Raw genomic sequence first — 14,842 nt, forward strand, 5'->3', positions numbered from 1 at the left:
AAAATCATGAATAACGAAATCAAGATCCGCGGTGCCCGCACCCACAACCTCAAAAATATCAATCTAGACATCCCTAGGGAGAAACTCGTCGTCCTTACTGGCTTATCTGGCTCAGGCAAAAGCTCATTGGCTTTTGACACTCTGTATGCAGAAGGTCAACGCCGCTACGTGGAATCTCTCTCAGCTTATGCCCGCCAGTTTTTGCAACTCATGGAAAAGCCAGATGTCGATACGATTGAAGGGCTTTCGCCAGCGATTTCGATTGAACAAAAAGCCACTAGCCATAATCCCCGCTCGACCGTTGGTACTGTTACTGAAATTCATGATTACTTGCGTTTGTTATTTGCCCGCGCGGGCACGCCCCATTGCCCAGATCACGATCTACCTTTAGAAGCACAAAGCGTTTCTCAAATGGTCGACACCGTACTCTCGATGCCAGAAGATACGAAATTGATGATTTTGGCTCCCGTCGTGAGCGAACGCAAAGGTGAATTCGTTGATCTCTTTCAAGACCTGCAGGCACAAGGCTTTGTGCGCTTTCGTGTGCGCTCTGGTGGTGGTACAGCAAACGTAGCAAAAGCCGAGATTTTTGAAGTGGATCAATTACCAACTCTCAAAAAGAACGATAAGCATTCGATTGAAGTGGTAGTGGATCGCATTAAAGTGCGTCCTGACATTCAGCAACGTTTGGCAGAATCTTTTGAGACAGCCTTACGTTTGGCGGATGGCAAAGCCATGATCGTCGATATGGATACTGGCAAAGAGATGATTTTCTCAAGTAAGTTTGCTTGCCCAGTTTGCTCATACTCCTTACAAGAATTAGAGCCACGCCTCTTCTCCTTTAATAACCCGATGGGCGCCTGCCCTTCCTGTGACGGCCTGGGTCACCAGTCTTTCTTTGACCCAAAGCGCATCGTTGCCCATCCCGATTTATCACTCGCCTCTGGCGCTATTAAAGGATGGGATCGTCGCAATCAGTTTTATTTCAAACTACTTCAGACCCTGGCTAAGCATGGCGGCTTTGATGTGGAGAAGCCATTTGAAACACTCAATAAGAAACAGCAAGATTTGATTCTCTTGGGCTCTGGCGATGTCACTATTCCTTTCGAGTACATCAATGAGCGTGGCAAGAACAGCATTCGCGAACATGCTTTCGAAGGGATTGTTGCCAACTTTGAAAGACGCTATCGCGAAACCGATTCCATGACAGTTCGTGAAGAACTATCGCGCTATCAGAATGTACAAACTTGTCCTGAATGTAACGGCAGCCGTTTACGTAAAGAGGCGCGCTTTGTCAAAGTAGGTGAGAAGAAACAATCTCGTGCGATCTACGAGATCAGCGCCCTACCACTGAAAGAAGCTAAAGAATATTTCGAGACACTCGAACTCAAAGGCGCTAAGCGAGAAATCGCTGACAAGATCGTCAAAGAGATTGGTGCACGTCTCCGCTTTTTAAATGACGTAGGCTTGGACTACCTTTCACTCGAGCGCAGCGCCGATACCTTGTCGGGTGGCGAAGCCCAACGTATCCGCCTGGCAAGCCAGATTGGTTCTGGCTTAACGGGGGTGATGTATGTATTGGATGAACCTTCAATTGGCCTGCATCAACGCGATAACGATCGCCTGATTGGCACCCTGAAGCACCTGCGCGATTTAGGTAATAGTGTTTTAGTCGTTGAACATGATGAAGATATGATTCGCGCCTCTGACTGGGTGATTGATATCGGCCCTGGTGCTGGCGTTCATGGCGGTGAAGTAGTTGCGCAAGGTACGCCTGCCGAAGTAGAGGCAAACCCGAATTCATTAACCGGTGCTTACCTCGCCGGCCGTGAAGCAATTGCGGTTCCAGAAAAACGTATTCCTGTAAATGATCGCTTTTTAGAAATCATTGGTGCGCGTGGCAATAACTTGCAATCTGTTCATGCAAAGATTCCGGTTGGCTTGTTAACTTGCGTTACTGGTGTATCAGGCTCTGGTAAATCCACCTTAATTAACGACACCTTGCATCATGCGGTTGCTCAGCATCTCTATGGCTCTAATGCAGAGCCTGCTGCGCACGATGCGATAAAGGGTCTAGAGCATTTCGATAAAGTGATTAGCGTTGACCAATCCCCTATTGGTAGAACACCGCGCTCTAACCCGGCTACCTATACCGGGTTATTTACTCCAATTAGAGAACTCTTTGCAGGCGTTCCCGCATCACGCGAGCGGGGCTATGAAGCCGGTCGCTTCTCCTTCAACGTTAAGGGTGGTCGCTGCGATTCATGTGAAGGTGATGGCGTTCTCAAAGTAGAGATGCACTTCTTGCCCGACGTGTATGTTCCCTGTGATGTTTGTCATGGAAAGCGTTACAACCGTGAAACTTTAGATATTCGCTACAAGGGTAAGAATATTCATGAAGTGCTCTCGATGACAATCGAACAAGCCCATGAGTTCTTTGAAGCGGTACCTGTTGTTAAGCGCAAACTCAAAACATTGCTAGATGTTGGTCTGGGCTATGTGAAGCTTGGACAAAGCGCGACAACGCTTTCTGGTGGTGAAGCGCAGCGGGTGAAGCTCTCCCTTGAGCTCTCCAAGCGTGATACCGGAAGAACCCTATACATTCTGGATGAACCAACCACTGGTTTGCACTTCCATGATATTCAGCTCCTGCTAACGGTAATTCAGACCCTCAAGAAACAAGGCAATACGATTGTCATCATTGAGCACAACCTTGATGTTATTAAGACTGCGGATTGGATTATTGACTTAGGGCCTAAGGGCGGCGCCGGTGGCGGGCAAATCATTGCTAACGGCACACCAGAAGACGTAGCGAAAAATGAATTGAGTTTTACAGGGCACTACTTAGCGCCATTGCTAACTCGCAAAACTCCTACTCCTGTAGCCAGTAAAAAGAAAAAGTAGCGGCAACCTAGCAATCTAATATTGCTAGCTTCATCGATCTCAGAGTAATTTAGCTTCAGCCAAATCGGTTGCCTCTGAATTGCCTGAGATCACTAAAATGTCGTTGGCCTCAAGCCTGAGATCGAGAGTGGGGTCCAACTTTACATAATCGGCGTTTCGACCTTTGCGGCGCACTGCCTGAACATTAACGCCTTCTTTTTCTAGATCGAGCTCGCCTAGCGTTTTACCAATCGCCTTTGCATGGGGCAGTAGCGTAATGGCATGTAAACGCCAAGATTCATTGGAACCAAAGTCATCGTCCGCAGACCCTCGGAAGTAGCCCCTCAATAGGCTGTAGCGCTCTTCCCTTGCTGTTGTGATGCGTCGCACTACCTTACGCATTGGCACACCCATGATTAGCAGAACATGGGAAGCAATCATCAAACTGCCTTCAATGAGTTCGGGCACGACCTCAGTAGCTCCAGCTGCCTGCAACTTGGCGATATCTGCATCATCTCTAGTACGCACCAATACCGTCATGCCAGGACGCAAGCGCTCTACCTGGCGAAGGACGCGCATACTTGCTGCAGTATCGGCATAAGTAATTACTACTGCCTTAGCTCTTGAAAGGCCAGCAGCCACTAAATAGTTTTCACGACTAGCGTCGCCATAAACCACATTATCTCCAGCAGCCGCAGCCTCTTTAACGCGATCAGGATCTAAGTCCAAAGCAATATAAGGAATTTTTTCTTGATCGAGCATGCGTGCCAGGCTTTGACCTGAACGACCAAAACCACAAATGACCACGTGATTTTCATTACGAACACTCTTGGCGGCAACACGAGTTAACGCAAGCGATTGCAGCAACCATTCATTGCTGGAGAAACGCATTGCAATGCGATCGCTATATTCAATGAGAAATGGTGCGCAAAACATGGAGATCAACATCGCTGCCAATACTGCTTGGCTTAAGACGGGGTCAATTAAATCCAAGCCATCAATTTGATTAAGCAACACAAAGCCGAATTCACCTGCCTGAGCTAAGCACAAGCCAGTCCTAATGGAGATTCCAGGGCTAGAGCCAAAGCCCCGTGATAACAAAGCAATAAGACCAAACTTGAAGATGAGTGGGCCAACCAGCAAAACTAAAACCAATAGCCACTGCTCACGAATGACATTGAAATCCAGCAACATGCCAATCGTCACAAAGAAGAGGCCGAGTAAAACATCGCGAAACGGCTTAATATCCTCTTCCACTTGATGGCGATAAGGCGTTTCAGAAATCAACATGCCAGCCAAGAACGCACCAAGCGCTAGCGACAAGCCAAAGTGTTCGGTAAGCGCCGCCATACCCAAAACAATCAACAACAGATTGAGCATGAACAACTCTTGTGAGCGCAACTTAGCAACTAACTTAAACCAATGACTCATCAAGCTTTGGCCAATAAAGAAAATCAACACCAAAGCAACGGTGATTTTGATAGATGCTGCAGTTAACGCAACGAACAAGTCGGAAGGATTTTTTCCGAGCGATGGTAATAGGATTAACAGGAAGACCACGGCCAAATCCTGGAATAACAAAATACCCACGACATTGCGACCATGCTCTGTCTCTAATTCAGCGCGATCAGCAATCAGCTTGGTCACAATTGCGGTTGATGACATTGCCAGGGCACCACCTAAAGCGATCGCAGCATGCCATGAGATGGGATAAATCCAATTCATTAGCAAACTAGCGGGGATTGCTAAAAGCATTGTCAGAATGACTTGGCTGCCACCAAGACCAAATACGATTGATCGCATTGCCCTTAATTTATGCAGGTTAAATTCCAAACCAATCGAGAACATCAAGAAAACTACGCCAAATTCAGCCAAATACTTCACTGTGGCTGAATCATTCGCCAAGCCCAGGGCATTAGGCCCAATCAGCACGCCAATGGCCAAATAGCCCAAAATAGGGGGTAAGCCAAAATAGCGGAAAATAACCACTCCGGCCACACCCGAGGCCAGGAGAATGAGGGTTAATTGAAGGACTGACGGCATATACTTACTCGATGATAGCTAAGACTCGTGAACGTACCCTAAAGCTTGCGCGCGACACCCTCACTATTGAGGCTGCCGCACTGCAAACTATGCGTGATCGCCTTGAGGGCGCCAATGCTGATGCCCTCGTCCTGGCGGTTGAACTTTTACATGGCTGCAAAGGCAGAATCGTAGTTTCTGGAATCGGCAAATCGGGCCATATTGCCCGCAAAATTGCAGCCACCTTTGCCTCCACAGGCTCTCCGGCATTTTTTGTTCATCCCGCTGAAGCCAGCCATGGCGACTTAGGCATGGTTACTAGAGATGATGTTTTTGTCGCACTTTCTAATTCCGGCGAGACCGATGAGCTTTTGACTATCGTGCCAATCGTGAAACGCACTGGCGCAAAACTTATTGCCCTCACTGGCGCCCCAAATTCTTCTCTGGCCAAATTGGCAGACGCGCATCTAGATACCAGTGTTGAAAAAGAAGCTTGCCCTTTAAATCTAGCGCCCACTACCAGCACCACTGCAGCACTAGCCATGGGCGATGCACTAGCTGTCGCCTTACTAGATGCGCGCGGCTTTGAAGCTGAAGACTTTATTCGTTCACATCCCGGCGGCAGACTAGGTCGCAAGCAATTGATGCATGTCAGTGAAGTAATGCGCAGCCTTGCAGACACACCTAAGATCTCCATTGGTGCATCACTACAAGATGCTTTGTTAGAGATGACCTCAAAGCGCATGGGTATGGTGGTGATCCTAGATGCCAACAAAAAAGTATTTGGCATATTGACCGACGGCGACTTGCGTCGCCTTCTGGAAAAAACTACTGACCTTGGCGGCATCAAACTCGAGAGTGCAACCACCGCCGATCCTCGCACCATTCCAGCAGAGCTTCTTGCTGAAGAGGCGATTGAGATGATGGAGAAACATCGCATCAATCATTTAGTAGTGACAGATAACCAAGGTCATTTATTAGGCGCATTAAATCTGCATGATTTATTTGCAGCCAAAGTCATTTAACCTCCATTAGCAATCGAGTTTCCCTTTCATGCCAAGCGCTTTCAATACCCACAAGACCAATCCTCTAGCTCAATACCCACAAGCTTGGGAGCGCGCAGGCAAAGTAAAGCTTTTGGTCTTGGATGTTGATGGCGTATTAACCAATGGACAAGTTTGGATTGGCTCTGATGGTAAAGAATCATTAAAAGCCTTTGATATACAAGATGGCTTAGGCATTAAATTATTAGAGCAATGCGGTATTCCAACTGCCATCATTACCGGCAGAAATTCCAAAATGGTTTTGGCGCGCTGTGAAGAGCTTGGTATTAAACATGTCCACATGGGTGTTGAAAACAAAGCTATTGCCCTGAAAGAAGTTCTTCAATCTCTGGGGCTGACTGCGGCTGACTGCGCTGTTATGGGTGACGATTGGCCAGACATGCAGATGATGAAAAATGCAGGCTTTCGAATTTGCCCAGCACAAGGTCACGAAGCTGTACAAGAATTTTCCCATCTAGTGACAACACGTAATGGTGGCAATAGCGCAGTACGTGAAGTATGTGACCTGATTCTCAAAGCCCAGAATCGCTATGAAGAATTACTGCTTAAGGCTCGTAGCTAAGCAATGCAGTTAAAGCCTCAGCAAATTAAAGTTAGCGTCGGTCGCGCTCTATTGCGCATGCTGCCCTTGATACTGATGGGAGCACTCACGCTGGCAACTTTTTGGTTGGTCCAAAAAAATACTCCGCCAGAAAAATCTCCTTTAGAACGCGTGCGCCTGCATGAGCCTGACTACACCATCAAAGATGGTGCACTATCCGCTCTAAATGAATTAGGCAATACCAAATACCGAGTGTTGGGGGTAAAAGTTACCCACTATGATGACGATGCCTCTATCGATATCCTGACGCCGCGCATGCGCCTGTTTCAAGCTGAGAAAGCGCCTGTAACCGTTAAGTCAGATACAGGCCATATCGACGGTGATCTCACCATCCTCGATTTATACGATAACGCCAGCATCTTTCGCCCAGCTCAAGAGGCGACTGCATCACAGCCAGCCACTTTAAGAATGTTGGCTAGCTCAAGTTATTTCAAGGTGCTCATTAACGATGACATTATTGAAACCGATCGGCCAATTACCCTTGAGCAGGGAATGTCAATCATGAACTCCACTGAAGGTGGTGTATTTAACAATGTCGAACAAAGTATGGTGCTGAGCGGCCAGGTTAAAGGACGTATCGAGCGCGCCCCACGGAGCCATCAATAAAATGGTGCCGATGAAAAGTTTGTTTATTCGCTTCGCACTCTTAGGCGCCTTTGCTACAGGACTATCCATTGCGCCTTTGTCGTATGCAGAAAAAGCAGATCAAGATAAACCTGTCATTTTGGAAGCAGAGAAAGTTTCTGTAAACGACGTTAAGCAAATCTATGACCTCAATGGTCAGGTGCTACTAATCAAAGGCAGCATTATTGTTACTGGTGAGGATGGCCACATTGAAGTGGATCCTCAGGGTTATGAGTTTGTCGATGTCGTGGGCACTCCGGAAGCGGTAGCGAGCTTTAGGCAACGTCGCGAAGGTCTTGCAGATGAATTCATGCAAGGGCGTGGCGCACAGGTTACTTATGACGCCAAGACAGAGTTCCTGACGCTTACTGGCGACGCTAGCTTGAAGCGTTTACTCAATATGCAAATGCTCGATCAATTAAAAGGCTGGAAAATTGAGTACGATGATGTAAAGCAGTACTATCATGTCACGCCTCCTAAAGATGCAAAACCGGATGATCTACCCTTAGCAAGAGCCATCCTTTCACCAAGACGAAAAGCAACCCTAGAGAAATGACAGCGGATTTAGCCCAAATCGATAATGCGCCAACTCTTAGCGCCCATAACTTACAAAAACGGTATGGCTCAAGAACAGTGGTTCGCGACGTATCCGTACAAGTCAGATGTGGTGAAGTTGTGGGCCTACTAGGCCCGAATGGAGCCGGAAAAACAACGTCCTTCTACATGATTGTTGGGCTGGTCCCGCTTGATGGTGGCAACATTGTTTTAGATGGCGCAGATATTACGCATTTACCGATCCATGAACGAGCTCGAATGGGTCTCTCCTATTTGCCGCAAGAAGCCTCTGTATTTAGAAAGCTCAACGTAGCTGAAAATATTCAGGCAGTCCTAGAGCTTCAAGCTCAAGGTGGCAAGCCCCTGACTAAAGCTGAAATTGCCAACCGCCTAGATGAGCTCTTGGGCGAACTCCAAATTAGTCACCTGCGTAATAACCCAGCCCTCTCCCTATCAGGTGGTGAACGTAGACGGGTAGAAATTGCGAGAGCGCTAGCTTCGCAGCCAAAATTTATCCTGCTAGATGAACCTTTTGCTGGTGTTGACCCTATTGCTGTTGGGGAAATCCAGCGCATTGTGCGCTTCCTGCGGGACCGCCAAATTGGGGTGCTTATTACCGACCACAACGTCCGCGAAACCCTAGGCATCTGTGATCACGCCTACATCATCAGTGAAGGCAGCGTATTGGCCGAAGGTAAGCCTGATCAAATTATTCAGAACGATGCTGTCCGCAGAGTCTATCTGGGCGAAAACTTCCGGATGTAGGCCAGACAAGGCTTCCCGCTTTTAAAGTAATAATAATTGCACTTCCCTCTTGGTTTTCAGCAAATTCGCTGATACGCTGGAGGCTCATGGTTTATTTTCCAAAAAAAACAGCACAAAAAATTTCAGGGGCTTGCTGCGCACCCCAGGTATGACTATGCGCACGCATCTATAGCATCTATAAAAGGAGTCGCTAATGAATTTGAAAATTAATAGCCGTCATGTGGAAGTTACCCCTGCCATGCGCTCTCATCTTGAGGCGGGACTAGCAAAAATTCGTAAGCACTTCGATCACGTTATTGATGCATCAGCCTTCCTGGTAGTAGACAAGGCCAAAGAGAAAGACTTGCGTCAAAGCGCCGAGATCACCATTCATCTCAAAGGGAAAGATCTGTTCGCTGAAGCACACAATGCTGATCTCTACCACGCCATGGATGCAGTCGTTGATAAGTTAGAGCGTCAAGTTGTCAAGCACAAAGAAAAGATCCAAGATCATCACCACGAAAAGCATTTTGAGTGATCTTGTACGTCAGGACACCTATAATCAATTCACATGAATGCCCTGACCAATCTTTTTACTCCCGACTGCATTGCATTAGATATCCCCGCCACAAGCAGGGCTGATGCATTTGCAGCCGCTGGAGAACTGTTTTCTAAACAAACAGGAATAACAGCAAACTCCGTTATAGAGTTTCTCAATGCTCGCGAAGATTTAGGCTCTACCGCCCTCGGCGCTGGTGTAGCCATTCCTCACGGCCGCGTGAAAGGCTTAAAGCAGCCGAGCGCCGCTTTTATGAGACTGCAAAACCCCATTGAGTTTGCAGCTCCGGATGGTGAAGCGGTGTCCATCTTGATTTTCTTGCTGGTGCCTGAAAAAGCCACCCAACAACATTTAGAAATTTTGTCTTCAATTGCTCAGCTGCTGTCGGATGCAGATGCTCGCGAGACCTTAACGTCTACCGCAGACCCCTTAAAAGTTTGCGAACTCTTACAACACTGGGGTACAGCAAAATGACTCAGCCATTACTCCTAGAGGGAGTAACTGCTCAGCAGATTTTTGATGACAATGTTTCAGAATTAAAGCTGTCTTGGATTGGCGGTCTTGAAGGTGCCGACCGCACCTTCCCACCAGAAGCGGTAAAAGTAGCTGCAGCCAGCTCCGACTTGGTGGGTCACTTAAACCTTATTCACCCAAGTCGTATTCAAATTTTCGGCGAGCAAGAGATTGAATATCACGCAGCTTTGGAGCCGAAACAAAGACAAGAGCAAATTGCTAGTTTGATCTCCAAGATGCCTCCTTGTGTCATTGTGGCTGATGGTAAGAGTGCGGATCCAGACTTACAACTATTCTGCCAACGCTCCTCAACACCGCTATTCACCACTGCGATTTCTGCTGCGGAAGTCATTGATCATTTACGTATTTACTTAACCAAAATTGGTGCGCCTCAGATCACCATGCATGGTGTCTTCATGGATATTCTGGGCTTGGGCGTGCTCCTTACTGGCGAATCCGGGCTGGGTAAAAGTGAATTAGGTCTTGAGCTCATTTCTCGTGGGCATGGATTAGTAGCCGATGATGCGGTTGACTTTGCACGCCTTGGACCTGATTACATTGAAGGTCGCTGCCCCGTCATCTTGCGCAACCTGCTTGAGGTACGCGGACTAGGATTACTCGACATTCGGACGATCTTTGGTGAAACCGCAGTACGTCGCAAATTAAAACTACGCCTGATTGTTCAGCTTGTTCGTAGAACCGATGGCGAGTTTGAGCGTCTGCCTCTTGAAGCCCAACACATTGATGTGCTGGGCGTTCCGATTCGTACGGTCAAAATTCAGGTGGCTGCGGGTCGCAACTTGGCGGTACTAGTTGAGGCCGCTGTACGCAATACTATTTTGCAATTGCGCGGTATCGATACCTTAAAAGAATTTATCGAGCGTCAACGCATTCAGATGAATGCGGAGTCAGAATCCTCAAAGTCCCAAGGACGCCTACTCTAAGCCATGCAGATCAATCTGATTACCGGAATCTCAGGCTCAGGTAAATCAGTAGCCCTGAGGGCTTTTGAAGATGCCGGCTATGACTGCGTAGACAATCTCCCTGTCTCGCTTCTCGAAAACCTCATTTCTACTCTGGAAAAAGAAAGGTGCGAGCAAGTTGCAGTCGCTATCGATGCTCGTCGTGGGCAATCGATTGAAAACCTACCCTCGATTCTTGAAAACTTACGCAAAAATTACCAAGTCAGAATTGTTTTCTTAAATGCTGACACCAACACCCTCATTCAGCGCTTTTCGGAGACGCGCAGACGCCATCCTTTATCTACCAATGCCAAGCAATCACAATCTGCAACATTAATTGAAGCAATTGATAAAGAACGGAGTCTGCTGGAACCCTTGCGTACCCAAGCGCACAGCATCGATACCAGCAACTTGCCTGCTCATGCACTGCGTTCCTGGATTCAAGACCTCCTCAAAGACAAGCCTGTAGGTCTTACAGTAGTTTTTGAATCATTTGGTTTTAAAAAGGGCGTGCCCAGCGAAGCGGACTTAGTCTTTGATGTGCGTTGCCTACCAAATCCCCACTATGACAAAGTACTGAGGCCCCTCACTGGCAACGACAAGCCAGTTAAAGAATTTCTGGAAAAAATTCCAGAAGTCATGAGCATGGAATCAGACATCACCCAATTCATTAACAAGTGGTTGCCCCATTACATTGCTGATGGTCGCAGTTATTTAACGGTTGCCATTGGTTGTACTGGCGGCCAACATCGCTCCGTCTATCTCGTAGGCCGCCTGAGCGAACACTTTCGCGCTCAAAAAGACCTTATTGACTTGCAGCTGAATTTTTTAGATCGTCATCGCGAACTAGATTCAATCCCTGTAGCAAAAGCTTAATCGGCTGCGGCAAGCCGTAGTGCCCTAGCCGAGTCAGCGGCACCCATTTCAGATCTGGATTTGAAAAAGCAAACTCTTTTGGAGCGCTTACCTGCCATATCTGCATCCACAATTTGCGGTGCGTAAAGACATGCTTAATTTCTTCGGCTCGCTTTAATGATTTACAAACTTTTGTAAGTGCTGACAATTTTTCTTCAGGCAATGTAGCTGCAAATAACTCCTGTGGGCTTATCTCGAGCTCATCAGCACATGACCTCTTAGAGGTCCAAGGACCCTCCGGCAAGGACCACAGACCACCCCAAATGGCTTTACTCGGGCGCTTTTGCAAGAGGATGGAGTTACCCGAACGCATCAACAACATATTGCAATCAAATTCTGGGGATTTCGTCTTCTTGGATTTTTGTGGAAGCAAAAGCACTTGATCGCTTAAATTGGCTTGGCAGTCTTTTGTGAATGGGCATTTTTTTTCAGTTCCCAAACATACTGGTTTGCGTGATGTGCACCAAGTTGCGCCAAAGTCCATCAGTGCCTGGGTATATACGGGCATATCCGTAGGTTTAGTTGGCAGCAAATCCGTTGCTAAATCCCATAGACGATCATTGACCCTCTTATCCTGCATTGCACCTTCGACAGCAAATAAACGCGCCAGAATGCGCTTCACATTCGCATCCAAAATAGGCGCTCGCTCATGAAAAGCAAATGCAGCGATTGCGCCAGCTGTAGATCGCCCAATCCCTTTTAATTGCTCAAGCAAAATGGGGTCACTTGGAAACTTGCCACCGAACTCTGTCATGACTTGCTTTGCGCAAGCGTGTAGATTTCTAGCGCGCGAGTAATAGCCTAATCCTGCCCATTCAGCCAATACTTCATCGATATCAGCAGAAGCTAATTTTTTAACTGTAGGAAAGCGTTTCATGAAGCGCGGGTAGCGCTCAAGGACGGTAGCCACTTGCGTTTGTTGCAACATGATTTCTGAAACCCACACTGCATAAGGGTCTCGATTACCTTGCCAAGGCAAGCCTGAGCGCCCACTGATCGCATGCCAAGTAACTAGCTTTGATGCAAATGTGTTGATCAGCGTTTTTGACATTGAGTACAAAAATAAGTGGAGCGTTGGCCTTGCACTATCTGACTAATAGGCGACTTACACACCTTACATGGCAAGTCTTTGCGGTCATAGACCTTGGTTTGGACCATAAAGTGTCCAGGATCACCATCGCTATTCACAAAATCTTTCAAACTACTACCACCAGCTGCAATAGCTTTTTTCAGAATCAATCTCACCGCTTCAGCCAGGCGAGAACATTGTGGACGCGTGAGTTTTCCTGCAGCTTTAGCTGGATGAATGCCTGCCTCAAATAAACTTTCAGAACAATAAATATTGCCGACACCGACAACCGCTTGCCCTGCTAAAAGAAACTGCTTCACAGCAACACTGCGTTTGCGGGATTTTTGATACAAAATATCCGCGCCCAGCTCACCCGCAAACTCTGGAGAAAATGGCTCAACACCGAGCTTTTGCAAAAGCGCAAATGTTTCAATCGGGCCCCTTGATTTGGGATGCCATAAGACCGCACCGAATTTTCGTGGATCATGCAAACGCAAACTCAATTTACCAAACTCTAGCGTCACGCGATCATGAATCTTGAGGGGATCAGAACTTGGAAGCACACGCAAAGTTCCTGTCATTCCCAAATGAATCAGCAAATAGCCTGCATCCATTTCCAATAAAAGATACTTCCCACGCCTCTCAATGGCATGCACTTTTTGCCCAGGCAAGCTTTTAGAGAGGCTGGCTGGCACTGGCCAACGCAAGCGTCCATCAATAATCTTGACGGCACTGACCTTGCGCCCCTCAAGATGGGGGGCGATTCCTAATCGGGTGACTTCTACTTCTGGGAGTTCTGGCATAAATGGATTGTAGATTCGCGGATTAGAATGTGCTTATGAGTAAATTCATACCAAAACCTTTTTTAAGGGGTTTATTCCTGGCGGCCTTGGCTGGTGGAGTCATTTCATCAGCCCATGCTCAAACCCAGGCAAATGGACTGCAAACTGGTGAAGCTGTCTTTGAGGTACTCGCTTCTGAAATCGCCCTTCAGCGGGGTGAGGCTGGCTTGGCTTACAACACCTATCTGGAGATGGCACGCCAATACCAGGACCCGAGGCTCGCCCAAAGAGCTATGGAAATTGCGATTGCAGGAGGTTCCCCAGATTTAGCTATGCAAGCGGCTAAGACTTGGGATGAACTCTCTCCAGCCTCAGATACCAAACCTAAAGAAGTCCTTATAACGCTATTGGTCTTAAGCAATCGTTGGTCTGATGCCATCAAGCCAGCAATTACTCTATTACGCCAACAAACTCCCGCCCAACAAGAGAACACCCTTTTGCAATTGCAAGCATTGCTTGCTAAAGCGAAAGATGAGTCAGATGCTTTGCGCGCTTTTTATGAAATCGCATCTACTGTCAAGATTCCACCTAAAGATCAGGGCCTACTTTATACCTATGCCATGTCTGCTGAAAAAGTAGGTCGCATGGATGTGATGGAAAAAACTTTGCGCGATATTTTGCGCAAGAACCCAAGCGATGTAAATTCCCTTAATGCGCTTGGTTACTCTTTAGCCGACCGCAATATGAAGTTACCCGAGGCATTTGCGCTCATCAGTAAGGCGCATCAACTGTCTCCAAGAGATAGTTTTATTTTGGACAGCTTGGGCTGGGTCAATTTTCGTCTCGGTAAAAATGCCCTTGCATTAGAGCAATTACAACAAGCATTTGCCATGAAACCAGAGGCTGATATTGCGGCTCATACTGGTGAAGTGTTGTGGGTCATGAATCGCCGCGCGGAAGCAGAAGAGATGTGGCGCCAGGGACAAAAAATCGATGCTAATAATCCAACCTTGAAAGAAACCTTACAACGCCTAAAGCCAGACTGGACAAGGGATGACCAAGCATCTAAGGGTTCATGGGATGGGCGCTTTGCCGTCAAAGTGATTGGCTTAACTGAGTCACAAAACCAAGGTGGCTCAGGTGGTTTTACCTTGACCCAAGAGGCATTAAAAGATGTTTTAGAGATTCGCAATCCTATGGGTGGCTCAATTGCAAAAATTACTATTACGCCGGGTGAAGCCACGCTCGAAAGTGATGGCAAAGTTGTTACAGCAGTTGATGCAGATACCTTAGTACAGAGCACATTAGGCCTACCACTACCAGCGCGCGGATTATCAAACTGGTTAAGAGGCGAAGTGCGGCCCGGAAGTGAAGCAAGTGTTGATAGAAACGCGAAGGGTCAAGTAAATAAAATTAGTCAGGATGGCTGGGACTTGGTATACACATGGAGCAATACTAATCGCCTTGAAAAACTCACGATGACACGTAGCTCCAATATCGGATCGATTGATATACGTCTCGTGTTTGATCGTCCGAATGACTAAGCAAA

The 14,842-nt window shown here is 47.3% G+C and carries 14 protein-coding genes; 11 read left to right on the forward strand and 3 right to left on the reverse strand.

Annotated features, from left to right (window positions below; genetic code table 11):
* The first annotated feature begins 6 nt into the window (after nucleotides 1-6).
* Nucleotides 7-2,904 (forward strand): excinuclease ABC subunit UvrA, encoded by a 2,898-nt coding sequence (uvrA, locus tag FD963_RS09455; RefSeq protein WP_215362223.1) that lies wholly within the window; start codon nucleotides 7-9, stop codon nucleotides 2,902-2,904.
* Nucleotides 2,905-2,943: 39 nt separating this feature from the next.
* Here the strand turns inward: uvrA and FD963_RS09460 are convergent, their stop codons facing one another.
* The gene (locus FD963_RS09460) at nucleotides 2,944-4,926 is read right to left on the reverse strand and encodes a monovalent cation:proton antiporter family protein (RefSeq protein WP_215362225.1); all 1,983 of its coding nucleotides are present in this window, start codon (nucleotides 4,924-4,926) and stop codon (nucleotides 2,944-2,946) included.
* 11 nt (nucleotides 4,927-4,937) lie between these two features.
* Between FD963_RS09460 and FD963_RS09465 the strand changes: the two genes are divergently transcribed.
* From FD963_RS09465 to rapZ, 9 genes are all read left to right on the forward strand, one after another.
* Nucleotides 4,938-5,930, forward strand: a complete 993-nt coding sequence (locus FD963_RS09465; RefSeq protein WP_215362227.1) for an SIS domain-containing protein — start codon at nucleotides 4,938-4,940, stop codon at nucleotides 5,928-5,930.
* Between the two features lie 28 nt (nucleotides 5,931-5,958).
* Nucleotides 5,959-6,531, forward strand: a complete 573-nt coding sequence (locus tag FD963_RS09470) for an HAD family hydrolase (RefSeq protein ID WP_215362229.1) — start codon at nucleotides 5,959-5,961, stop codon at nucleotides 6,529-6,531.
* 3 nt (nucleotides 6,532-6,534) lie between these two features.
* On the forward strand, nucleotides 6,535-7,176 hold the full coding sequence (gene lptC, locus FD963_RS09475; protein ID WP_215362231.1) for an LPS export ABC transporter periplasmic protein LptC: 642 nt from the start codon (nucleotides 6,535-6,537) through the stop codon (nucleotides 7,174-7,176).
* A 10-nt stretch (nucleotides 7,177-7,186) separates the two neighbouring features.
* Nucleotides 7,187-7,750: a lipopolysaccharide transport periplasmic protein LptA gene (lptA, locus tag FD963_RS09480; protein WP_215362233.1), complete on the forward strand. Its 564-nt coding sequence runs from the start codon at nucleotides 7,187-7,189 to the stop codon at nucleotides 7,748-7,750.
* Nucleotides 7,747-8,514 (forward strand): LPS export ABC transporter ATP-binding protein, encoded by a 768-nt coding sequence (gene lptB, locus FD963_RS09485; RefSeq protein WP_215362235.1) that lies wholly within the window; start codon nucleotides 7,747-7,749, stop codon nucleotides 8,512-8,514. The genes lptA and lptB overlap by 4 nt, the downstream gene beginning before the upstream one ends.
* A 193-nt stretch (nucleotides 8,515-8,707) precedes the next feature.
* Nucleotides 8,708-9,031, forward strand: coding sequence for a ribosome hibernation-promoting factor, HPF/YfiA family (gene hpf / locus FD963_RS09490; protein WP_012358449.1), 324 nt, complete (start codon nucleotides 8,708-8,710; stop codon nucleotides 9,029-9,031).
* 33 nt (nucleotides 9,032-9,064) lie between these two features.
* Entirely contained in the window at nucleotides 9,065-9,526 is a 462-nt protein-coding gene (locus FD963_RS09495; RefSeq protein WP_215362237.1) for a PTS sugar transporter subunit IIA, read from the forward strand.
* Nucleotides 9,523-10,509, forward strand: a complete 987-nt coding sequence (gene hprK, locus FD963_RS09500; RefSeq protein ID WP_215362239.1) for an HPr(Ser) kinase/phosphatase — start codon at nucleotides 9,523-9,525, stop codon at nucleotides 10,507-10,509. The genes FD963_RS09495 and hprK overlap by 4 nt, the downstream gene beginning before the upstream one ends.
* 3 nt (nucleotides 10,510-10,512) lie before the next feature.
* On the forward strand, nucleotides 10,513-11,403 hold the full coding sequence (rapZ, locus tag FD963_RS09505) for an RNase adapter RapZ (protein ID WP_215362241.1): 891 nt from the start codon (nucleotides 10,513-10,515) through the stop codon (nucleotides 11,401-11,403).
* Here the strand turns inward: rapZ and mutY are convergent.
* Together mutY and mutM are read right to left on the reverse strand one after the other, a co-directional pair.
* Nucleotides 11,333-12,493, reverse strand: coding sequence for an A/G-specific adenine glycosylase (mutY, locus tag FD963_RS09510; RefSeq protein ID WP_215362243.1), 1,161 nt, complete (start codon nucleotides 12,491-12,493; stop codon nucleotides 11,333-11,335). The two genes, rapZ and mutY, sit on opposite strands and share 71 nt — an antisense overlap.
* Nucleotides 12,478-13,314 (reverse strand): bifunctional DNA-formamidopyrimidine glycosylase/DNA-(apurinic or apyrimidinic site) lyase, encoded by an 837-nt coding sequence (gene mutM / locus FD963_RS09515; protein ID WP_215362245.1) that lies wholly within the window; start codon nucleotides 13,312-13,314, stop codon nucleotides 12,478-12,480. Before mutM ends, mutY begins: the two co-directional genes overlap by 16 nt.
* Before the next feature lie 35 nt (nucleotides 13,315-13,349).
* Here mutM and FD963_RS09520 point away from each other — a divergent pair, with 35 nt between their 5' ends.
* Nucleotides 13,350-14,837, forward strand: a complete 1,488-nt coding sequence (locus FD963_RS09520) for an outer membrane lipoprotein LolB (RefSeq protein ID WP_215362247.1) — start codon at nucleotides 13,350-13,352, stop codon at nucleotides 14,835-14,837.
* Nucleotides 14,838-14,842: the final 5 nt, after the last annotated feature.

Origin of the sequence: Polynucleobacter sp. JS-JIR-II-50 (assembly GCF_018687895.1) — a bacterium.
GTDB lineage: Bacteria > Pseudomonadota > Gammaproteobacteria > Burkholderiales > Burkholderiaceae > Polynucleobacter.